The sequence below is a fragment of the Sphingobium sp. B11D3D genome, assembly GCF_025961755.1.
Lineage (GTDB): Bacteria > Pseudomonadota > Alphaproteobacteria > Sphingomonadales > Sphingomonadaceae > Sphingobium.
Map to the genome: position 1 here is coordinate 1,543,759 of NZ_JAOQOG010000001.1, position 22,351 is coordinate 1,566,109.

Genomic DNA, 22,351 nt, shown 5'->3' on the forward strand with positions numbered 1-22,351 from the left:
CGCCCGGGAGCTTTAACAATGTGTTGTCAGGCGGTTAGGGGATAGTCCGCCGAGATGAAATAAAGGCCGTCCGGCGGGGCGTTGTGCCCCAGCGCGGCGCGATTGCGCGCGTCCAGCGCCGCCTTGAGGTCGTCGGGTGACCATGTGCCCGTGCCGACCAAGGCAAGGCAGCCCACCATCGAGCGGACCTGATGATGAAGGAAGCTGCGGGCCTTGGCGTGAACGGTGATGCGCTCGCCGATGCGCACGACATCAAGGCGGGCGAGGGTGCGGTGGGGGCTGTCCGCCTGACATTGCGCGGAGCGGAAGGTAGTAAAATCATGTCGGCCGACCAGTGCCTGCGCGGCCTCGTGCATCCGCTCGGCGTCCAGCACCTGCGGCACACGCCAGACAAGGCCGCTCTCGAAGGTGAGCGGCGCGCGGCGGTTAAGGATGCGATACTCATAGGCGCGCGCGACGCAGGAGAAGCGGGCGTGCCAATCCTCCGGCACGATTTCGCAGGTCAGAATGGCGATCGGCTCGGGCCGCAGATGGGCATTGAGCGCTTCCATCAGGCGAAAAGGCGTGATCGCCTTGTCCAGATCGACATGCGCTCGCATGCCGAGGGCATGAACACCCGCGTCGGTGCGCCCGGCGCAATGGACGATCGGCGCGCCGCCGGCGATGCGGCCCAACGCCTCCTCGATGCATTGCTGCACGCTCGGGCCATGGGCCTGGCGCTGCCAGCCCATATAGGGTCGCCCGTCATATTCGACCGTGAAAGCGAAGCGGGTCATTCCAAGAGGGTGCCAGCCGGAATGGCAGTGCCACGCAACAGATCGGCGGTGGCCATGGCGCCCTTGCCGGCGCGCTGGATGAGGGTGGGGCGCAGCGAGCCTTGTTCGCCGCATCCGATCAGCAGGCCCGCGTCGAGCACGGTTCCTGCGGGGCCGGGCCGAGCATCGACTGAGGCAGCCAGAACCTTGTAGCGCTCGCCCTTGTGCGCGAACCATGCGCCCGGGGCGGGGTTGAAGGCGCGAACCTGCCGTTCGGCCGCGACCGGCCCGGCGGTGAAATCGAGGTGGCTCTCCGCCTTGTCGATCTTGGCCGCATAGGTCACCCCATCCTCGGGTTGGACGATCGGCGGATAGGCTCCGATCTGATCGAGCACCTGGACCATCAACGCGGCCCCGACATGCGCCAGTTCATCGGTCAGCGCGCCAGCGGTCTTCTCGTCCACGGGCGTGCTGACCTTTGCCAGCATCGGCCCGGTATCGAGACCCTTGGCCATCGCCATGATGGTGACGCCGGTGCGCTCGTCGCCTGCGAGGATGGCACGCTGGATCGGTGCCGCGCCGCGCCAGCGCGGGAGCAAAGAGGCGTGGACGTTGAGGCTGCCGAGCCGTGGGGCGTGGAGGACCGGGATCGGCAGGATCAGCCCGTAGGCGGCGACCACGGCGACGTCCGCCTCGAAAGCGTCGAAGACCTCCTGTTCCGCCGGGTCATTCAGGGAGAGGGGCGTTCGCACCGGCAGGCCCAGCGCCTCCGCTCTGGCTTGCACCGGGCTCGGGCGAGGCGCCTTGCCGCGACCTGCCGGCCGGGGTGGCTGCGTATACACCGCCACGACGGAATGGCCGGCCGCGGTCAGCGCATCGAGCGTCGGCACCGCGAAATCCGGCGTTCCCATGAAGACGATCCGCAAAGGCTCTTTCATGTGGCCCTCTGAAACGCTTGTATCATCGCAGCGCAAGCCCTTATTTGGCAGTCATGTCCTCGCCAGAGATCGACGCGCTCACGCAGGCGCTTGCCCGGCTGCCCGGCCTTGGCCCCCGTTCGGCGCGGCGGGCGGTGCTGCACCTGCTGCAGCGGCGCGACGCGGCGATGGTCCCGCTGCTGCGGGCGCTGGAAAGCGTGAGTGAGCGGATGGTGCATTGTTCGGTCTGCGGCAATGTCGATACCATCGATCCCTGCGCCATCTGCGCCGATCCTCGCCGCGATGCCCGCGCTTTGTGCGTGGTGGAGGATGTGGCGGATCTCTGGGCGCTGGAAAAGTCGCGCCTGTTCCCGGGACGGTTCCATGTGCTGGGCGGGCGGCTCTCCGCGCTGGATGGCGTGCGGCCCGAAGACCTTTCGATCGCCAGCCTTGTCCAACGCGTCGCCGATGGCGGCATTGATGAAGTGGTGCTGGCGATGAACGCCACGCTGGAGGGGCAGACGACCGCCCATTACATCGCCGAGCGGCTGGAGTCCTACCCGGTACGGCTGACACAATTGGCCCATGGTGTGCCCGTCGGGGGCGAACTCGATTATCTCGATGAGGGCACGCTGGCGCAGGCGCTGCGGGCGCGGCGGCCGATCGGTTGAGGGGCGGATACGCGGGCAGATCCTGCCGCGTTCGATCAGCCTGATCGGAACAAAGCGTTAACAACGGCTTGATCTCACGCCTTGGCTTTCATATCTGGACACCATGGCCATTAGACCGATCCTTGAGACCCCGGACCCGATTCTGCGGACGATTTCGACGCCCGTCGAGGCGATCGACGATGATTTGCAGACGCTGATCGATGACATGTTCGACACCATGTACGATGCGCCGGGCATTGGGCTGGCGGCCATTCAGGTCGGCGTGCCCAAGCGGGTGCTGGTCATCGATCTGCAGGAGCCCGAGTCTGAGGAGGAAGGCGCACCGCCGGTCAAGAATCCACTGGTGTTCATCAATCCGCAGATTCTCGACGGTTCCCCGGAAAGCTCGGTCTACAATGAGGGCTGCCTCTCCGTGCCGGACCAATATGCCGAGGTCGAGCGGCCCGCGCGCATCCGCGCCAGCTGGATGGATCGGCAGGGCCGGATTCATGAGGAAGAGCTGGAAGGTCTGCTCGCGACCTGCCTGCAGCACGAGATGGACCATCTCGAAGGCATTCTCTTTATCGACCATTTGTCGCGGCTCAAGCGGGACATGCTGCTCAAGAAGCTCGCCAAGACCCGCAAAGCGGCCTGAGCTTCCGCGCCCATTGCTGCGCGGCTTGGTTTTCTAATTTGATCGGCAAGAAAAAAGGGGCGCTTCGGGCGCCCCTTTTTCTAATCCATGAATAAGCCAGCTGAGGCTCAGCGTTTGTCCATCGGGACATAATCGCGCTGCGTCGGGCCGGTGTAGAGCTGACGGGGACGGCCGATTTTCTGCTCTGGGTCCGAGATCATCTCGTTCCACTGCGCGACCCAGCCGACGGTGCGGGCGAGGGCGAAGAGCACCGTGAACATGTCCGTCGGGAAGCCGATCGCCGACAGGATCACGCCCGAGTAGAAGTCCACATTCGGGTAGAGCTTCTTCTCGATGAAATATTCGTCGTGCAGCGCGATCTGCTCCAGCTCGCGGGCGACGTCGAAGATGGGGTCGCTGACGCCCAGCTTGTCCAGCACTTCCTTGGCGGTCGCCTGCATCACCTTAGCGCGGGGGTCGTAATTCTTGTACACCCGGTGGCCGAAGCCCATCAGGCGGAACGGATCGTCCTTGTTCTTGGCGCGGGCGATGTAGGACGGGATGCGATCCACGGTGCCGATCTCGCGGAGCATGTTGAGCGCCGCTTCGTTGGCGCCGCCATGCGCCGGGCCCCATAGGCAGGCGATGCCCGCCGCGATGCACGCAAACGGATTGGCGCCCGAGGAACCGGCGAGGCGCACGGTCGAGGTGGAGGCGTTCTGCTCGTGATCGGCATGCAGGATGAAGATCTTGTCCATCGCCGCTTCGACGACGGGGTCGACCACATACTCCTCAGCCGGGACCGAAAAGGTCATGCGCAGGAAGTTGCCGGTGTAGCTCAGGTCGTTGCTCGGATAGACGAAGGGCTGGCCGACCGAATATTTGTAGGCCATGGCCGCGAGCGTCGGCATCTTGGCGATCAGGCGATGGCTCGCGATCATCCGCTGGTGCGGATCGGTGATGTCCGTGGAGTCGTGGTAGAAGGCGGACAGCGCGCCGACCACGCCGCACATGATCGCCATGGGGTGCGCATCGCGACGGAAGCCGCGGAAGAAGGTGGATAGCTGCTCGTGCACCATCGTGTGGCGCGTGATCGTCCGCTCGAACAGCTCGAACTCGTCCTTGGAGGGGAGCGAGCCGCGCAGCAGCAGATAGGCCACTTCCATGAAGCTCGACTGCTCCGCGAGCTGATCGATGGGATAGCCGCGGTGAAGGAGCACGCCCTCATCGCCATCGATATAGGTCAGTGCCGAATCGCAGCTCGCCGTTGAGGTGAAGCCGGGATCATATGTGAACATGCCCGTCTGGGCATAGAGCTTGCGAATGTCGATGACCTTGGGGCCGACGGAACCTTCGACGACCTTACATTCGAGATCCTTGCCCTCGACGGTCATTTTGACTGTGCTGTCGCTCATTCCTTCACCCCTTATTGCTCAAATTTGTGGTCCGGACCCGGAAGCCTGAAGGAGTCCGGCCTGATCCTGCAGGCGGCCCAAGGTTTCGTCCCGACCAAGATGGAGTAGCACGTCGAAGATACCGGGCGACGTTGTCCGTCCCGTTAAAGCAACGCGCAGTGGCTGTGCAATCTTTCCAAGGCCAAGGCCTGCCTCTTCCGCGATCGCGCGGATGGCCGCCTCAAGCGACTCAAGTGACCAGTCGGGCAGCGCCCGCAGTTGCTCGACCACCGTGCCGAGCAGAGCTCGGGCATTTTCGTCGAGCAGCTTGGCGGCAGCCTCCTCGACCGCGAGCGGCCGTTTGGCGAACAGGAAAGCGGCGCCGTCGGTCAGCTCCAGCAGCGTCTTGGCGCGGGGCTTGAGCGCGGGCATGATCGCCGCAAGTTGGTGCAGCCGGGCCTGGGCCGCGGCATCGTCGTCCAGCGGATCCATCCGCTCGGCGACGAGCAGAGCGAGGCGACCCTCATCGGCCTCGCGAATGTAATGGCCGTTCAGATTTTCGAGCTTCTTGAGGTCGAATCGAGACGGCGAGCGACCCACGCCGGGCAGATCGAACCATTCGACGGCTTGTTCGCGGCTGATGATCTCATCATCGCCATGGCCCCAGCCGAGTCGCAGCAGATAGTTGTTCACCGCCTCGGGCAGCATGCCCAGCTCGTCACGATAGGCATCGACGCCCATGGCGCCATGTCGCTTGGAGAGCTTGGCGCCATCCTGCCCGTGAATCAGCGGGATGTGCGCATAGACCGGCTCGGGCCAGCCCATCGCGCGAATGATGCCGAGCTGGCGGAAGGCGTTGTTGAGATGGTCATCGCCACGGATCACATGAGTGACCCCCATGTCGTGATCGTCCACAACGACGGCGAGCATATAGGTGGGCGTGCCGTCCGAGCGGAGCAGGATCATGTCGTCCAACTCGGCATTCTGCACGACCACACGGCCCTGCACGGCATCCTCGATGACGGTTTCGCCCTCGCGGGCCGCCTTCAGGCGAATGACATAGGGGGCATCGCCGCCCTCGGCTGGATCGCGGTCGCGCCAGCGCCCGTCGTAGCGCATCGGCTGACGTTCGGCGCGTTGCTGCTCGCGCAGGGCCGCCAGCTCCTCGGGCTTCGCGAAGCATTTATAGGCATGGCCGGCATCGAGCAGGGCGTTGGCGACTTCGGCATGGCGTGCCGCACGCGCGAACTGGAAGACCGGTTCATTATCGCCTGCAAGGCCCAGCCAGCTCAAGCCGTCGAAGATCGCCTCGATCGCGGATTCGGTCGAGCGGGCGCGGTCGGTATCCTCGACGCGCAGCAGGAACTTGCCGCCATGGTGACGGGCGAAAAGATAGTTGAACAGCGCCGTGCGTGCGCCGCCAATGTGGAGATATCCCGTAGGCGAGGGGGCAAAGCGGGTGACGACCGTGCCTGTTTGTTTCCGTCCTTCTGCCACGCTATGCCTGCTTTTCCCTTATGTCGCGGGTGGGTTTCCTAGTGAACGAGAATGCCCCTAGCACGCCTTTTCCGGCTCGACAAATACCGTTGTTGCGCCGCAGCAGTGTCTGGTTGGGACGGCTTCATGCGCGAGCGGAATCGGTGCTGGAGGCTGAGCGGGCGCAACTGCCATTGTGGGTGCCGATCCTGCTGGGCGCCGGGATTATCGCCTGGTTCACGCTGCCTGCGCCACCGCAGTGGATGGCGTGGATCGCCTTCTGGCTGGGCGCCGCCGCTGCCTTTGGCGCCGTGGGGCGCGGAGGGCGATTGCCTGCTGCGCTGGCCATCGGGGCGGTGCTGTTGGCGGCGGGCTGTCTGCTGATCTGGGCCAAAGCGCTGCTCGTGGCGCAGCCGCCACTTTCGCGCGCCGCGGTGGTGGAGATGGAGGCTCGAGTCCTCTCGGCAACGCCCTTGGCTGCCCGGGGACTGGTGCGGCTGGAGGTCGCGCCGCTGTCCCGCCCTGACCTGCCGGCGCGGGTCCGCATCAACGCGGCGCCCGATCAGATGGGCGAAGAGATTGCCGCTGGCGACCGCATTGCCCTACGCGCGCGGCTGATGCCGCCTGCACCGGCTGCCCTGCCGGGCGCTTATGATTTTGCGCGGGCGGCCTATTTTTCCGGCCTCGGCGCTACCGGGCGGGCACTCGGCAAAGTGCAGCGCATCGATGCGGCAACCGCTGGCGGGGATGCGCGCGCGACACTCGCCCACCACATCGCCGCGCGGTTGCCGGGGCCGGAAGGGACGATTGCGATCACGCTCGCCACGGGCAATCAGAACTGGATCAGCGAGGCGGATGCGGACGCGATGCGGCGCAGCGGGCTTGCCCATCTGCTCTCGATCAGTGGCTTGCACGTTTCCGCGCTGATCGGCGGCGTGATTCTCATCATGGTCAGTCTGCTTGCGCTGTCGCCGACCCTTGCGCTGCGCTGGCCGGTGCTGATGATCGCCGCCTGCGTGGGCGGCGCGGCGGGCATCGGATACACTGTGTTCACCGGGGCGCAGGTGCCGACGATCCGCTCCTGCATTGCCGCTCTGCTGGTGATCGCGGGCATGGCTCTGGGCCGCGAGGCAATCGGGCTGCGACTGATCGCGACCGGCGCGCTGATCGTGATGATCTTCTGGCCGGAGGCTGTCATCGGCCCCAGCTTTCAGATGAGCTTCATGGCCGTGACCGCCATCGTGGCGCTTTACGAATATCCGCCTGCACGGCGGCTGTTCGAGCGACGCGACGAGGGGCGGATAAAGCGCTGGACCCGCAGCCTCGGCGCCTTGCTGGCGACAGGTTTGCTGGTGGAACTGGTGCTGACGCCGATTGCCTTCGCTCATTTTCATCGCTCCGGCCTGCTGGGCGCTGCGGCCAATATGATTGCCATTCCGCTGACCAGTTTCGTGGTGATGCCGGCCGAAGTGCTCGCGCTGCTACTCGACGCTGTGGGGCTGGGGGCGCCGGTCTGGTGGGTTGTCGGCGTGGCGCTCAAGTTCCTGCTCTGGATTGCGCATACTGTCGCCAGTCAGCCCTTTGCCACGCTGTCGCTGCCCGTCTCCAGCGGACTGGCCTTTGCGCTCGCCATGATCGGCCTCTTGTGGCTGATGCTTTGGCACACGGCGCTGCGATGGTGGGGCCTGCCTCTGGCGGCGCTCGGCTTTTTCCTGACATTTCTAGCGCCGTCCGCCGATGTGCTGGTCACCGCCGATGGTCATCATGTGGCGGTGCGCCTGGGCGATGGGCGCATGGCGTTGTTGCGGAACCGAAGCGGGGATTATGTTCGTACCACTTTGGCCGAGGCCAGCGCCTATGACGGTGAGTTTGCGTCCCTGACGCAGGCGCCGGACACGCGATGCACGCGGGACATGTGCGCGATGACATTGCCGGGCCGTACCGGCCAGCCGCCGGTTCACCTGCTGATCAGTCGCTCGCGCCTGCTCGTTCCCTATCCCGAGTTGGTGGCCGCCTGCGCGCAGGCCGATCTTGTGATCGCTGACCGGCGCCTGCCGCCGGGATGTGTGCCGCGCTGGGCAAAGCTGGATCGGCCTGCGCTGAATGCCATGGGCGGTGCACTGATCCTGCTCGACAGTCGGGAGATCGTGCCGGGCCACGACCCGCGCAGCCGCCATCCCTGGATCGTGAGCACTAGTTCGCGCTAGAGCCGGCGTCCCATATCGCCCGCCTCAGTTATAGCGCCGCAAGAGCCCTGCGAGCCGGCCCTGAATGCGCACCTGCCGCGCCTCATAGGTTTGGGGCTCATGGTCGCGATTGGCAGGATCGAGCCGCACCTTGCGGCCGTCATGATGGAAATATTTGAGCGTCGCTTCATTCTCGTCGATGAGGGCCACGACGATCTGGCCATCGCGCGCCGTTTCGGTCCGCTGGATCAGCGCGAAGTCACCGTCAAAAATCCCTGCTTCGATCATCGAGTCACCGGAGACTTCTAGCGCGTAATGATCGCCGGCGCCCAGCAACGCGGCCGGGACCGGCAACATGGTGTCGCTCTCCATCGCCTCGATGGGAAGACCGGCAGCGATGCGCCCATGCAGCGGAATTTCGATCACGTCATTGGCGGCGATGGAGATCGTCCGCGCCGGCGCGGTGGCCGCCTTGCGCAGCGGGGTCACGTTGGTGGCCGCCGCCGGCTCTTCCGTCCGCTCCGCCACGGGCATACCATCGGGCAGTTTGAGGATTTCAAGCGCCCGCGCACGATTGGGCAGCCTGCGGATGAAGCCGCGCTCTTCCAGCGCGCTGATCAGCCGATGGATGCCGGACTTCGATTTGAGGTCCAGCGCCTCCTTCATCTCCTCGAAACTGGGCGAGACGCCACCCTGATCGAGATGCTGCTTGATGTAGCTGAGCAGTTGCTGTTGCTTGGCGGTCAACATGAGTGGTTCCCCAATATGGAACGGACGGAGAACGTTTAGGAAACGAATCGAGCCGCGTCAACACGGATCGGCCAAATATCTCAGGTTTCGGTGCGCTCTAGCCTTGCGCTAGCGAGCGATCAGGTCAGGATGTGCTGATCGGGCGCGATGGGTGCGGGGAGGTCGGTCGCGCCGAGGCGGGCGAGCATTTCGCGTTCCACCGTCCGCGTCATCGCATCGAGCGGCAAATCGTTGGGATCATAGCCGAACGGGTCTTCCAGCTGATCGCCCAAAGCATCCAGCCCGAAGAAGGTGTAGCTCGCCACCAGCACCGGAATGAGGGCCCACCAGCCCAGCGAACCAGCCAGGGCGAAGGGCAGCAACAGGCAGAAGACATAGGTCGTACGGTGGAGGATGAGCGAATAGGTGAACGGAACCGGCGTGCTGGCGATCCGTTCACAGGCCGCCTGCACATCGCTGAGCGCCTTGAGTTGGCCCTCGATGAGCGAGTGGTGGATGGGGTTGATCTGCCCGTCGGCTGCGAGGCGTAGGCAATGTGCGCCCATCTCATAAAGCACCGTGTCGGTCGGGTTCGGGGAGGTGCGCCATGGTCCATCGTTCACCCACCGGCCGATGGCGGCAGCCTCGTCGTGCTGACGCAGGCGGGCTGCAAGACCGTTGGTGAAGCCGCAGACGCCGCGGAGCAGCGGGGCGCGCTCCTCCTCAGGCAGCGAGGACGTGAGCCGTGCGAAGGAGCGGCTCGCGATGATCAGCGCACCCCACTGTTTGCGGCCCTCCCACCAGCGATCATAGCAGGCACTGTTGCGGAAGCTCATGAAGATAGAGAGCGACAGGCCGATCAGCGCGAATGGAATGCCGCTGATCTGCGCGAACAGCCCGGGCCAGGCGCGGGCCGCGAGAATGGCCGCGACACTGGCCACGGCGATGCCCGCCAGCCGATGCTGGATATGCGGCATGATCGTGCCGCGGTAGGCGAACAGCACTTCGAGCAAGCCAAGGCGGTTGCGAACGATCACGGGCGGACATCTCCTGCCAGGGCACGCGGCCACCGGACATGGGCCGGGCACCGGGCGCGCTCGCCATGCGGAGGATGCGCGCGCAGATCAAGGATTAAGTGGCCGCAAGGGGAAGCGCGCGATGGACGCTGAGGGAACCGGCGGGGAGGGCAGCGGTTCAGCTTGAGAGACGATCACAAGGGAGGACTGTGCCATGCCCCTCAAGCTCGAAGGTTCCTGTCGATGCGGCGCCGTGCGCTTTTCCGTCGACAGCCACGCGCCGGTGCCATTTCTGCGTTGCTATTGCTCGATCTGCCGCAAGACCGCCGGCGGTGGCGGCTATGCCATCAATCTCCACGCCGACAAGCGCACGCTCAAGGTGGAAGGCGAGACCGCCGTCTATCACGCTACGCTGGACGATGGCGAAGGCGGATGCCGCGTCAGCACCGGCGAGCGACACTTCTGCCCCGCCTGTGCGAGCGCGCTCTGGGTGTTCAGCCCGGAGTATCCCGACCTGCTCCACCCTTTCGCTTCCGCGATCGACAGCGATTTGCCCAAGCCGCCGTCGCTGGTGCACATGATGCTCGGATCAAAGGCGAATTGGGTCGAGCCGCAGATCGGGTCGGATGACCAGTGCTTCGACGGCTATCCAGACGAGGGGCTGGAAGACTGGCACCGGGCGCATGGGCTATGGATTGAGTAGGACGGTTCGGGCGGGACGCTTCCAGGGGCGGTCATCAGGCTGGGTTGACGGTGAGAACGTCAGCTATCCGGTGCGGCTTAAAAATACCTGCCTGTCCGGATACGGCGCCGTTGCGGACATTCACTTTGCGTAGAAATTCCGGTTCCGAGGGTCGCCCGCAGCAGGGAAATTGTTTTCTGGAATGCAACTCTGCACAGCCTTGCGATGGATTGCAGCCAACGCCCGACCATTCAGCTTGTATAACCTAACGCTCGTTCGATCCCCCGAAGGAAAAACATCCACTACGATATGCTGCGACCTGTTCCTGTACCGCAAAGCTTTAGCCGGTGAGGAGGGTGAACGGACATGGGCCAGTGCCAATCGACCACTGTAGTTCTTTCCCAAACAGAAGCTCAGGCTTTCGACATCGCTGCTGGTCGTTTGCTCAAAAGCCGGCGGTGCCCCTTCTAGTGATCGCTCAGTTGACAAGCTAAAAAGGCCCATCAACCATGCTTGCCCGATCCAAAGCGGTATCGCCACCAGCGCTACTATACCCATGCCAGTTCGTGCGGTTGGTGATAGGTCTGACCAGCGCTTCATCTTACACCGATTTTCCACGCATCGATTGAAATGGTCAATGTCTGCTTCCCACGCCCAAACTGGCCGCTCGTCTATCCTTCGTCACCGCTTCAAAGCGGCTACGGCTGTGGTCCGACCATGGTGTTGAATGCGGACTGATGAGGCGCGACGCCATTGTGGGCGCTCCCTCCGTTCGTCCTCAGTCGCTGCTGAGCTTGTCGAAGCGGCGTATCGAAGGGCCGGCCCGTGCACTGGGATGCTTCGAGACGGCCCTTCGATACGCGCCTGCTGCGCACCTCAGATCCTACTCAGCAGGAACGGTGAAGGTTGAAGAAGGCCGGTTGCCACAGCTTTTCGGAGGCGGGCAGTTTCTATCGATATGAGCCATGATGGCTCTTCAGGGCGATGGAAAGCTGACAATCCGGATTCTCTGCTTCCGACCCTACGGCGTCGTGCCAACACATACCCACATCGCGCGCTGTCGCGGTAATCCACCCCTCAACCAATACTCTTCGCCAACCCCTGGCTCAGCTTGAGCGCCCCATTCAACCGTGCCCTGGGATCACCCCAGGCGCGCTGGATCACCAGCTTGCTGTCGGGCCGCAGCTTGGCGATGGCGCCGAGCTTCTGGACGTAGCCGATCAGGCCCGGAAGATTGCGGCACTGGTCGTTCTGGAAGCTCACCAGCGCGCCACGTGGGCCGATGTCGATCTTGGCGATGCCCGCCTTGCGGCAATTGAGCTTCACGTCGATCAGCGTCAGCAGATTCTGGGTGGGGTCCGGTAGCGGGCCGAAGCGGTCGATCAACTCGGCGGCGAAGGCCTCGATGGCGCCCTTGTCCTCCAGCTCGTTGATGCGGCGGTAGAGGCCCATGCGCAGGTCGAGATCCGGCACATAATCCTCCGGGATCATGATCGGCGCCTCGACATTGATCTGCGGCGAGGATTTGTCCGGCGCGGGGGCGAGCGCGGCGCCGCCGGCCTTGGCTTCCATGATCGCCTCTTCCAGCATCGACTGGTAAAGCTCGAAGCCAACCTCCTTGATGTGGCCGCTCTGCTCGTCGCCGACGAGATTGCCCGCGCCGCGAATGTCGAGATCATGGCTGGCAAGCTGGAAGCCGGCGCCCAGCGTATCGAGATCGGACAGGACTTTCAGCCGCTTTTCGGCCGTCTCCGTCGTCAACCGGTCGGCCGGGGTCGTCATATAGGCATAGGCGCGCGTCTTGGATCTGCCCACGCGGCCGCGCAGCTGGTAGAGCTGGGCGAGGCCGAAACGGTCGGCGCGATGGATGATGATGGTGTTGGCGCTCGGAATATCGAGACCGGATTCCACGATGGTCGTCGAGAGCAGCACATCATATTTGCGCTCGTAGAAAGCGGACATGCGCTCCTCGACCTCGCTGGCCGACATCTGGCCATGGGCGGAAATGGCGCGCACTTCGGGCACCTTTTCGCGGAGAAAATCCTCCATGTCCGGCATGTCCGAAATGCGCGGCACGACGAAATAGGTCTGGCCGCCGCGATAATGCTCGCGCAGCAGCGCCTCGCGAAGCACCACGTCGTCCCAGGGCATGACATAGGTGCGCACGGCGAGGCGATCCACAGGCGGTGTCTGGATGACGGACAGTTCGCGCAGGCCGCTCATCGCCATTTGCAGGGTACGCGGAATCGGCGTTGCGGTGAGGGTGAGGACGTGGACGTCCGCCTTGAGCTGCTTGAGCCGCTCCTTGTGAACGACGCCAAAGCGCTGCTCCTCATCCACGATCACCAGCCCGAGCCGCTTGAACTCCAGCCCCTTGGTCAGCAGGGCATGGGTGCCGATCACGATGTCGATGGTGCCGTCGGCCAAGCCGTCCTTGGTCGCTTTGGTCTCGGTGGTTCCGACAAGGCGGGAGAGGCGCCCGACCTTGAGCGGGAAGCCGCGGAACCGCTCCTCGAAATTGAGGCGATGCTGGCGCGCAAGCAGGGTGGTCGGGCAGATGAGCGCGACCTGCGCCCCGGCCATCGCCGCAACGAAGGCAGCGCGCAGCGCGACCTCCGTCTTGCCGAAGCCCACGTCGCCGCAAACCAGCCGGTCCATCGGCTTGCCGGCGGCCAAATCGTCAAGCACATCGCTGATCGCGCGATCCTGATCTTCCGTTTCCTCATAGGGGAAGCGGTCGACGAAGGCGGGATAGCCGGCGCTCTCCGCCTCATAGGCAGGCGCAGCCCGCAGGGCCCGTTGCGCAGCAGTGGCAAGCAACTCTCCGGCGATCTCCCGGATGCGCTCCTTCATCCGCGCCTTGCGGCGTTGCCAGGCCTCGCCGCCGAGCTTGTCCAGCGCGACCGCGTCCTCGCCCGAACCGTAGCGGGAGAGCACGTCGAGATTCTCGACTGGCACGTAGAGCTTGTCGCCGCCGGCATAAGCCAGCGCCACGCAGTCATGCGGCGATTTGCCGACCGGGATCGAGGTCAGGCCCTCATAGCGCCCGATGCCATGATCGACATGGACTACGAGATCGCCAGGCGTGAGCGTGGCGAGTTCCGCCAGGAAGGCATCCGCGCTCTTGCGCCGCTTCTGACGCCGCACCAGACGATCGCCGAGCATGTCCTGCTCAGTCAGCACTTCCAATTCGGCATTGGCAAAGCCGTGATCGAGCGGCAGCACGGCCAGCGCGACGCGGCCGGTGGGGGCGCCGAGCGCTTCCTGCCAGCTATCGACCAGCGTAACGCCGCGCACGCCATGATCTTCAAGCAAGCCCTTCAGTCGCTCGCGCGCGCCGATGGAGTAGCTGGCGATGATGCGCTTGCGGCCCTTGCGCTGGCTTTGCTCCAGATGCTTGGCCACCGCCTCATAGACATTGCCGCCCTGCGCCCGCTCCGGCGCGAAGTCGCGGGCGCTGTCCACGCCGAAATGGAGCACATGGGCGCTCTCGGGCTCGTGGAAGCTGGAGGTGAGGTGGATCGGCAGCGCCTCGATATCTTGCGCCCACTGATCGGCAGTCAGATAGAGCTGATCCGGCTGCAGCGGGCGATAGCTGCCCGGCGAGGCCGCCGCGGCGGTCGTGCGATTGGCGTGATAATCCCGGATCGCCTCGAAGCGGGCCTCGGCCGCGCCAGCAGTGCCGGCCTCGCGAATCCACACCGTTCCCTCCGGCAGATGCTCGGCGAGCGGGACGAGCCGGTCCTCGAACAGCGGCAGCCAATGCTCCATGCCGGCCAGACGCCGCCCGTCGCTCACCGCCTGATACAGCGGATCGCCCGTGGCGGTCGCGCCGAACATCTCGCGGTAGCGGCTGCGGAAGCGCTTAATGCTCTCCTCATCGAGCAGCGCCTCGGAGGCGGGCAAGAGCATGAAGCCATCGACCGCCCCGGTGGTGCGCTGGGTCGCGGGATCGAACCGACGCAGCGTCTCGATCTCGTCGCCGAAGAAGTCGAGCCTCAGCGGGCCGGGCTCGCCGGAGGGATAGAGGTCGACGATGCCGCCGCGCACGGCATATTCGCCGGCATCATGCACCGTATCCGTGCGGACATAGCCGTTGGATTGGAGCAGGCTGACCAGCCGGTCGATGGCGATCCGCTCGTTCGGAGCCAGGCGCGCAACCATCTGGCGGATGCGAAAGGGCGTGAGCGTCTTCTGCGTGACCGCATTGACGGTGGTGATGACCAGCTGGGGGCCGTTGGGCTTGCCCTGCAAGGCGTGCAGACCAGCCAGCCGCTCGGATGCGGCGCGCAGCGAAGGGGAAGCGCGGTCGTAGGGCAGGCAATCCCAGGCCGGGATGCTCACCACCTCCAGCTCTGGCGCGAAATAATGCACGGTCTGCGCTATCGCGTCCGCCATCTGGCCGTCGGCGGCGATGAAGCAGGCGCGCTCCTTCGCCGCGCGGGCGAGGTCCGCCAGCAGAACCGGCAGGAACCCCGCAGGCACGCCGGACAGGGTGAGCGGCGCCTTGGCCGAGAGGATGCGGGATATGTCGGTCATTAGTGTGTTCGACTCTGCCTTCCGTTCGTGTCGAGCCCTTCGACTGCCCGCAGGGCGGGCGCTAAGGATAAACTTCAGCCAGAGGCTGAAGTCGAGACACGGGTAGCGCTTTGGGATTGGCGTTGGCCCGCTGGTTCTCGACTACGCTCGAACCGCACGGAGGTTGGGAGGGTCAAGAAAGGGGAGGGATCACTTCGCAATCGGGACATAATCAAGCCTGCGCATCGCCTCCATCATCGCGCCTTCGTAACGCGCGGGGCAGGGAAGAGTGCCGATGGCCCAGGCCATGATGTCGACATCCTCTTCCTCGAGCAGCGCCTCGAACAGATCGGCTTGTTTCTGCGTGAAGCTCGCGGCGTGGGCATCGAAGAACCCGCCGATCATCAGATCCGCTTCCTTCGTGCCCCGGTGCCAGGCGCGGAATTTGAGGCGGCGCAGGCGGGTCTCGTCGATCATGTCCGGTCCTTTTCGCGCGGCGCTCGGGTGCGCGATTTATCATGATTGGCCGGCGGGCACTTTTCCGGCCATCCAGCTTCGACTAGGGCAGATAGCGATGCGGCCCGATATTCTCAATCCGCTGTTCACGGAAAGCACGGCGCTCAAGGGCGTGGGGAGCGCTTCGGCCAAGCCGCTGGAGCGCCTGGGCCTTACGCGCGTGGTCGACCTTGCCTTCCATTTGCCGGTGAGCTGGATCGAGCGGCAGCGCGTCCGGCGGCTCGCGGAAGCCGAGACGGGGCGGATGGTCGCGCTGGTGCTGACGGCGCAGGAGTATCGCGCCTCGGGCACGGCACGGGCGCCGTTCCGCATCCGCGCCGTGGATATGGCCGGCGATCCGGTGAGCATCGTCTATTTCGGCAAGAACAGCGGATGGCCGCGCAAGCTCTTCCCGCTCGGGGAGCCGCGCTTTGTTTCCGGTCGCCTCGATCAGTTCGGGGACGAGTTGCAGATCGTCCACCCCGATCATGTTGTGCCGGTGGAAGAGGCAGGGCAGATTGCCGATTGCGAGCCGGTCTACGGTCTTTCGGACGGCATCACCAATGGCCGGCTGCGCGATCTTGTCGCGCAATCGGTCGAGCGCGGGCCGGCTCTGGATGAGTGGATCGAGCCAGGGCTGCGCGCCCACAAGGGCTGGCCGAGCTGGCAGGAGGCGCTCAAGGCCACGCATGAGACGCCGGGCGCAAAGGCCGCGCGCGAGCGGCTGGCCTATGACGAGGTGTTCGCAAGCCAGCTTGCGCTGATGCTGCTGCGGGCCTCGACCCGCCGCCGGCGCGGGTTTCCCCTGGCCGGGGACGGGCGCTTGCGCGACGCCTTGCGCCTGCCATTCGCCCCCACCGGTGCCCAGCGTCGTGCGTCTGCCGAGATCGAGGGCGACATGGCGCAGGCCGTGCCGATGCTCCGGCTGCTGCAAGGCGATGTCGGCTCCGGCAAGACGCTGGTGGCGCTGATGGCGTTGCTCAATGCGGTGGAAGCCGGCGCGCAGGCGACCTTTCTGGCGCCGACGGAAATTCTCGCCCGCCAGCATTATGCCAGCCTCCAGGCGATGCTGGCCGGCCTGCCGGTGAATGTTGCGATCCTGACCGGGCGGGACAAGGGCAAGGCACGCGAGTCGACGTTGATGGGGCTGGCCGATGGTAGCATCCACATCCTCGTGGGCACCCATGCGATCTTTCAGGAGGCCGTCACCTATCGCAATCTCGGCCTCGCGGTTATCGATGAGCAGCATCGCTTCGGCGTGTCGCAGCGGTTGATGCTGACCGCCAAGGCCGAGCGCACGCCGCATCTGCTGGTGATGACGGCAACCCCGATCCCCCGCACGCTCTGTCTGGCGCAATATGGCGATATGGACGTCTCAAGGCTCGATGAGATGCCGCCGGGCCGCCAGAGCATCGACACGCGGGTGATCGGTGACGATCGGCTGGAGGATATCGTCTCCGCACTCGGCCGCCATATTGCGGCGGGGCGTCAGGCCTATTGGGTGTGCCCGCTGGTCGAGCAAAGCGAGGATGGCGACGAGGCGGCAGCGGAAGCGCGCGCTGCGATGCTCAAGGCGCGGTTCGGCGCGGATGTCGTCGGCATGGTCCACGGGCAGATGCCCGGCCCGGAGAAGGACGCGGTGATGGAGGCCTTCTCGCGCGGGCAGCTCAAGCTGCTGGTGGCGACGACGGTGATTGAGGTCGGCGTGGACGTGCCCAATGCCACGCTGATGATCGTGGAAGCGGCGGAGCGCTTCGGCCTTGCGCAGCTGCACCAGTTGCGCGGGCGCGTGGGGCGCGGCGATCAGCGCAGTTTCTGCATGTTGCTGCACGGGAGCAACCTCTCCGAGACAGCGCGCTCGCGTCTCGCCCTGATGCGGGAGACCAATGATGGCTTCCGCATCGCAGAGGAAGATCTGAAATTGCGCGGGGCTGGCGAAATCCTCGGTACGCGCCAATCGGGCGAGCAGCGCTTTCGGCTGGCCAGCCCGGAACAGATCCAATCGCTGCTGGATGCCGCGCATGACGATGCCCGTCTGCTCATGGACCGCGATGGCGGGCTGGCCTCCCCGCGCGGACAGGCCGCGCGGCTGTGCCTTTATCTGTTCGAGCGCGATGCGGCGATCAGTCTGCTCGCCAGCGGCTGAGCGTCAGCCGTCGGTCTGTGGCCGGGTGATGCGTGCCAGAATATCGAGATAGGCCCGCGCATCGATAGGCTGGAGGAATTGCGCGCCAAAGCATCCCCGCAGGCTCCAGCGGATTTGCGCATCCTGCGTGGTGATGAGCGGCAAGCGAAGGGCGACCGGTTCGCCGCGCTCGAAGCGTGCGAAACCGCAGCGGGCTTGAAATCCCCAGACCGAAAAGTCGATCAGCTCGACCTCGATGGGGTCCGTGCCGCGCGGCCGGGATACATGGGTCTGGAAGGAGATGGCGTCGCGTGAAACGACGCGGCGCCGGCTGTGACTCAGCTCGGATCGGACAGCCCGGCTCCATGCTTCGTCGCCCATCGTTCAGGCTCCAGCGCGGCTGGCGCGAGGGTCAGCGGCCGGGATGATCGGGGCCCTTCAGCCGCAGGAGCATGATGTCATACTCCTTGTCCGCGATCGCTGACTCGAATTCGACACCGAGGCGCGCACTGTTCGCCCAGATCGCGCGCCCCCGCAACATGCCGATCTGCGGCACATCGATGGTGAGGCTTTCGCCGATCGACACCAGTTGATCGCAGCGGATCATGCAGCCGCTCGGCGAAATGTTGATGAGCACGGCCGGCGATGGCGGGAGGGTGCCCCCCCAGATCTGCACGGGGCTTTCCACGGCGTCCCGTTCGTAGCGGCGCGGCTCGTCCATCGAGAAGGCAAACGTCATGGATCAGACTCCCAGTCGGAGTCTGATCCTGTCAGTCACCGGTAAACATCTGATAAACTCGGCGTAATCGAGGCGCGAACGCCCCGCTCCGGCAGCTTAGCGGCTGAGCAGAGCGTGCCGCTTCTTGCCGAGGCTGAGCTTCACCGGCGTCCCGCCAATCTCGATCATATGCTTTTCGTCGCGTACCGGCTCGTCGTCGACGCGGACGGCGCCTTCGGCAATCTTGCGGCGCGCCTCGCCATTGGAGGCGGCCAGCCCGGCCTGGGTGAGGGCCGTGACCAGGGCGATGCTGCCTTCCGAGACGTGGACGGTCGGCAAATCCGCAGCCGCCGCCGCGCCTTGCTCGAAGGTGAGGCGGGCGGTTTCGGCAGCGCCATCCGCAGCGGCCCGGCCACGGCAAAGCGCCGTAGCCTCATTGGCGAGGATCTTCTTCGCTTCGTTGATCTCCGCGCCTTGCAGCGCTTCGAGCCGCCGGATTTCGTCCATCGGCACATCGGTGAACAGGCGCAGGAACCGCCCGACATCGCGATCGTCGGTGTTCCGCCAGAACTGCCAATAGTCGAAATGCGGCAGCATCGCCTCGTTCAGCCAGACGGCGCCCGCCATCGTCTTGCCCATCTTGCCGCCGTCGGCTGTGGTGATGAGCGGCGTGGTGACGCCGTAGACTTCCGTGCCATCCACCCGGCGCGAAAGCTCGATGCCGTTGACGATATTGCCCCACTGGTCCGATCCGCCCATTTGCAGCCGGCAACCTGCCCGACGGGAAAGCTCGAGGAAGTCATAGGCCTGGAGGATCATGTAATTGAACTCCAGGAAGCTCAGCGACTGCTCGCGATCCAGCCGCAGCTTGACCGAATCGAAGCTGAGCATCCGGTTGACCGAGAAGTGCTGGCCGTAATCCCGCAGGAACGGCAGATATTCGAGCGCGTCTAGCCACTCGGCATTGTCGGCCATGATCGCGTCCGTGGGACCATCGCCGAAGGTCAGGAAGTTCTCGAACACCGTCTTGATGGAAGCGATGTTGCTGTTGATCGTCTCGACGGTCATCAGCTTGCGCGCTTCATCCTTGAAGCTGGGGTCGCCAACCTTGCCGGTCCCACCACCCATCAGCACGATGGGCTTGTGGCCGGTCTGTTGCATGCGACGCAGCAGCATGATCTGCACCATCGAGCCGACATGGAGCGAGGGCGCGGTGGGATCAAAGCCGATATAACCCGGAACGACCTGCCTGGCGGCGAGCGCATCCAGCGCGCTTGCGTCAGTAATCTGGTGGATATAGCCCCGCTCTTCGAGCAGGTTCAGCAGGTCGGACTTGTAGCTTGTCATGATCGCCCTTTGGGAAGCGCGGGGTTATTGAAACGCGGGGGCGCTTAGCATGGGATGGGAAGGATGAGTAGTATTTTGGCCCGCGCCGCTCTGGTCTGCCATCCGGATACGCCCTGCGATGCGCTGGCGGCGCTGGGCATGCAGATTGAGCTGACCGACGATCATGGTTGGGAGATCGGCTTCGTGGCCATGGGCCGGATTGCCGATCTGCGTCTGCCCGAGGCCGCACCAGGCATTCATACCGATGAGCTATGGCGCACCACCTGCTTCGAGCTGTTCGTGGCGCAGGACGATGATGCCTATGCCGAGTATAATTTCTCGCCCTCCGGCGCCTTCGCGGCCTATCATTTCGACCATTATCGCACCGGTATGAGGCCTTTCGAGATACCCGCGCCGCGTATCCTGCAGGCGGCAGATGCCGAGCGGCTGTCGCTGTCCATCCGCCTTCCCGAAGACGCGCTGGTGTGGGATCGATCAGGGGCGATCGGCGCCAGCGCGGTCATTGAGGAGGCGAACGGCTCTCTGAGCTATTGGGCATTGGCGCATCCCCCCGGGCGGCCAGACTTTCACCACCGGGATTGCTTCGCGCTGCGGCTTCCGCCAGTGGACCGGGCATGAGCTTTCTCACCGGTCTCGATCGCCTGCTGGCCGACCCCGCGCTGCGTGCACCGTTTGCCGGCCAGCGCATCTGTCTGCTGGCACATCCAGCTTCCGTCACTGCGGACCTCACCCATGCGCTCGACGCGCTCGCGGCCTGTGGCGACATCCGGCTGACTGCCGCCATGGGGCCGCAGCACGGCCTGCGGGGCGACAAGCAGGACAATATGATGGAATCGCCGGATTTCATCGATCCTGCCCACGGCATCCCTGTGTTCAGCCTGTATGGCGAGGTGCGCCGGCCGACGGCGCAGATGATGGACTCGGCCGACATATTCCTCGTCGACCTGCAGGATTTGGGGTGTCGCATCTACACCTTCGTGACGACTTTGCTCTATCTGCTCGAAGCAGCGGAAAAGGCTGGCAAGAGCGTGTGGGTGCTGGACCGGCCCAATCCCGCTGGGCGGCCCATCGAGGGCCTGACGCTGAGGTCAGGCTGGGAGAGCTTCGTCGGTGCCGGGCCGATGCCCATGCGCCACGGCCTCACCATGGGCGAGCTGGGGCACTGGTTCATTGCGCATTTCGGTCTGAACGTGGATTATCGCGTAATCGCGATGCAGGGCTACGCGCCCGAGGCGGCGCCGGGCTTCGGCTGGCCCACTGAGCGCATCTGGGTCAATCCAAGTCCCAACGCGCCCAATCTCAACATGGCCCGCTGTTATGCCGGCACGGTCATGCTGGAAGGCGCGACGCTATCGGAAGGGCGGGGGACGACGCGCCCGCTGGAGCTATTCGGCGCGCCGGATATCGATGCGCGCAAGGTGATCGGCAAGATGCAGGCGCTGGCCCCGCATTGGCTGGACGGATGCACCCTGCGCGACTGCTGGTTCGAGCCGACCTTTCACAAGCATGTCGGCACCTTGTGCGCCGGCGTCCATATCCATGCCGAAGGGCCGGCTTACGCGCATCAGGCCTTCCGCCCATGGCGGGTGCAGGCACTGGCCTTCAAGGCGATCCGGGCACTGTACCCAGACTATCCGCTCTGGCGCGATTTTCCCTATGAGTATGAGCTTGGCAAGCTGCCCATAGACGTGATCAACGGCTCGCCCTTGCTCCGCGAGTGGGTGGATGATGGTGCGGCGACGCCAGCGGACCTCGATGGCCTTGCGGGGGCCGACGAACGTGCCTGGGCGGAGACCCGCGCGGCCCATCTGCTTTACTGAGCGGTGGGAGGATGAAGGGTGGCCCAGAACCGGCGGCGGGGCTGGCGCTGTTGCCGGTGCTGGCTGTTGTTGGTTCGACGGCTTGTTTCCAGTTCGGGGCAGCTTTCGCCAAGGGACTATATCCCTCGGTCGGGCCGATCGGGGCGTCAGCCCTGCGCATCCTGTTCGCGGCGCTCATTCTGCTGGTGTTGGTCCGGCCGTGGCGGGCGTGGCCTGCGCGGCCGGACTGGCTGGCGCTGCTGAGCCTTGGTACCTGCGTTGCGGGGGCTATTCTCTTTTTCTACCTCGCCATCGCGCATCTGCCGCTGGGCATCGCAATCTCCATCCAGTCTCTAGGGCCACTGACGCTCGCCGCCTGCATGGCGAAGCGTGCCGTCCACTTGTTATGGGTCGCGCTGGCGGGCCTCGGCATCTGGTGTCTGGTGGGTGCCGATGGCGCCAAAGGCGCGCTGGAACCGGTGGGACTGTTGTTCGCGCTCATCGCTGCAGCCTGCTGGGCAGGCTACATCCTGTGCGGCCGCAGGGTTGCAACATCATTCGGCGCCGGGGGTGCGGCCTTGTCGCTCTGCGTGGCCGCGCTTCTCGTCGTACCGGTGGGCATGATGCAGAACGGGGTGGGGCTCTTCGCGCCCGCCTTGCTTCCGCTCGCGCTGCTGGTGGCGATCCTGTCCGCAGCCATTCCCTTGTCGCTGGAGCTTTATGCGTTGCCGAGGCTGCCAGCGCGTAACTTTGCGGTGCTGGCCAGCCTCGAACCGGCCTTCGCCGGTCTGGCCGGGCTACTCATGCTGGACGAACGTCTCAGCGCCATCCAACTCGCCGGCATCGCGATGGTTGTGACGGCCAGCATGGGGTCGGTGATGAGCAGGAGAAAGGCCATGCCGGCATAAGT

At 65.0% G+C, this 22,351-nt stretch carries 19 protein-coding genes; 8 read left to right on the forward strand and 11 right to left on the reverse strand.

All coding sequences use genetic code 11. The features are described 5' to 3' along the window. Positions 1-26: 26 nt before the first annotated feature. Entirely contained in the window at positions 27-776 is a 750-nt protein-coding gene (gene truA / locus M2334_RS07265; RefSeq protein ID WP_264587375.1) for a tRNA pseudouridine(38-40) synthase TruA, read from the reverse strand. After that, on the reverse strand, positions 773-1,681 hold the full coding sequence (gene fmt / locus M2334_RS07270) for a methionyl-tRNA formyltransferase (protein ID WP_264588364.1): 909 nt from the start codon (positions 1,679-1,681) through the stop codon (positions 773-775). Before fmt ends, truA begins: the two co-directional genes overlap by 4 nt. A 65-nt stretch (positions 1,682-1,746) precedes the next feature. Here fmt and recR point away from each other — a divergent pair, with 65 nt between their 5' ends. Together recR and def are read left to right on the forward strand one after the other, a co-directional pair. Next, on the forward strand, positions 1,747-2,343 hold the full coding sequence (gene recR / locus M2334_RS07275; protein WP_264595382.1) for a recombination mediator RecR: 597 nt from the start codon (positions 1,747-1,749) through the stop codon (positions 2,341-2,343). Positions 2,344-2,446: 103 nt separating this feature from the next. After that, positions 2,447-2,977 carry a peptide deformylase gene (gene def, locus M2334_RS07280; protein WP_264594335.1) on the forward strand — a complete coding sequence of 177 codons (531 nt, stop codon included), beginning with the start codon at positions 2,447-2,449 and terminating at the stop codon, positions 2,975-2,977. Positions 2,978-3,084: 107 nt separating this feature from the next. Here def and M2334_RS07285 read toward each other — a convergent pair whose 3' ends face one another. Beyond that, entirely contained in the window at positions 3,085-4,371 is a 1,287-nt protein-coding gene (locus tag M2334_RS07285) for a citrate synthase (protein ID WP_264570636.1), read from the reverse strand. An 18-nt stretch (positions 4,372-4,389) separates the two neighbouring features. Further along, complete coding sequence (gene gltX, locus M2334_RS07290) at positions 4,390-5,847, reverse strand: glutamate--tRNA ligase (RefSeq protein WP_264594336.1); 1,458 nt, start codon at positions 5,845-5,847, stop codon at positions 4,390-4,392. Positions 5,848-5,939: 92 nt separating this feature from the next. Between gltX and M2334_RS07295 the strand changes: the two genes are divergently transcribed. Next, positions 5,940-8,033, forward strand: a complete 2,094-nt coding sequence (locus M2334_RS07295) for a ComEC/Rec2 family competence protein (protein ID WP_264605117.1) — start codon at positions 5,940-5,942, stop codon at positions 8,031-8,033. Between the two features lie 24 nt (positions 8,034-8,057). Here M2334_RS07295 and lexA read toward each other — a convergent pair whose 3' ends face one another. Together lexA and M2334_RS07305 are read right to left on the reverse strand one after the other, a co-directional pair. After that, entirely contained in the window at positions 8,058-8,762 is a 705-nt protein-coding gene (lexA, locus tag M2334_RS07300; protein WP_264573061.1) for a transcriptional repressor LexA, read from the reverse strand. A gap of 119 nt (positions 8,763-8,881) precedes the next feature. Further along, positions 8,882-9,778, reverse strand: a complete 897-nt coding sequence (locus M2334_RS07305; RefSeq protein ID WP_264587370.1) for a bestrophin family protein — start codon at positions 9,776-9,778, stop codon at positions 8,882-8,884. Positions 9,779-9,971: 193 nt separating this feature from the next. On the opposite strand from M2334_RS07305, the gene M2334_RS07310 reads away from it, so the two are divergent. After that, complete coding sequence (locus tag M2334_RS07310; protein WP_264587369.1) at positions 9,972-10,460, forward strand: GFA family protein; 489 nt, start codon at positions 9,972-9,974, stop codon at positions 10,458-10,460. Between the two features lie 1,056 nt (positions 10,461-11,516). Here M2334_RS07310 and mfd read toward each other — a convergent pair. Then, positions 11,517-14,978: a transcription-repair coupling factor gene (gene mfd / locus M2334_RS07315; protein ID WP_264605118.1), complete on the reverse strand. Its 3,462-nt coding sequence runs from the start codon at positions 14,976-14,978 to the stop codon at positions 11,517-11,519. Positions 14,979-15,167: 189 nt separating this feature from the next. Next, positions 15,168-15,434: a succinate dehydrogenase assembly factor 2 gene (locus M2334_RS07320; RefSeq protein WP_264605119.1), complete on the reverse strand. Its 267-nt coding sequence runs from the start codon at positions 15,432-15,434 to the stop codon at positions 15,168-15,170. Between the two features lie 97 nt (positions 15,435-15,531). On the opposite strand from M2334_RS07320, the gene recG reads away from it, so the two are divergent. After that, positions 15,532-17,598, forward strand: coding sequence for an ATP-dependent DNA helicase RecG (gene recG / locus M2334_RS07325; RefSeq protein WP_264605120.1), 2,067 nt, complete (start codon positions 15,532-15,534; stop codon positions 17,596-17,598). A gap of 3 nt (positions 17,599-17,601) precedes the next feature. Here recG and M2334_RS07330 read toward each other — a convergent pair whose 3' ends face one another. The 3 genes from M2334_RS07330 to tyrS form a co-directional block, all read right to left on the reverse strand. Beyond that, positions 17,602-17,958, reverse strand: a complete 357-nt coding sequence (locus tag M2334_RS07330; RefSeq protein ID WP_181559933.1) for a hypothetical protein — start codon at positions 17,956-17,958, stop codon at positions 17,602-17,604. Positions 17,959-17,989: 31 nt separating this feature from the next. Next, entirely contained in the window at positions 17,990-18,316 is a 327-nt protein-coding gene (locus M2334_RS07335) for a PilZ domain-containing protein (protein ID WP_181559932.1), read from the reverse strand. A 96-nt stretch (positions 18,317-18,412) separates the two neighbouring features. After that, a complete protein-coding gene (gene tyrS / locus M2334_RS07340; RefSeq protein ID WP_264605121.1) occupies positions 18,413-19,642 on the reverse strand; it encodes a tyrosine--tRNA ligase in 1,230 nt (409 codons plus the stop codon). A gap of 63 nt (positions 19,643-19,705) precedes the next feature. On the opposite strand from tyrS, the gene M2334_RS07345 reads away from it, so the two are divergent. From M2334_RS07345 to M2334_RS07355, 3 genes are read left to right on the forward strand one after another with little or no spacing between them, the layout of a single operon-like run. Next, a complete protein-coding gene (locus M2334_RS07345; protein WP_264605122.1) occupies positions 19,706-20,260 on the forward strand; it encodes a DOMON-like domain-containing protein in 555 nt (184 codons plus the stop codon). Then, entirely contained in the window at positions 20,257-21,462 is a 1,206-nt protein-coding gene (locus M2334_RS07350) for a DUF1343 domain-containing protein (RefSeq protein ID WP_264605123.1), read from the forward strand. The genes M2334_RS07345 and M2334_RS07350 overlap by 4 nt, the downstream gene beginning before the upstream one ends. A gap of 11 nt (positions 21,463-21,473) precedes the next feature. Then, positions 21,474-22,349, forward strand: coding sequence for an EamA family transporter (locus M2334_RS07355; RefSeq protein WP_264605124.1), 876 nt, complete (start codon positions 21,474-21,476; stop codon positions 22,347-22,349). Positions 22,350-22,351: the final 2 nt, after the last annotated feature.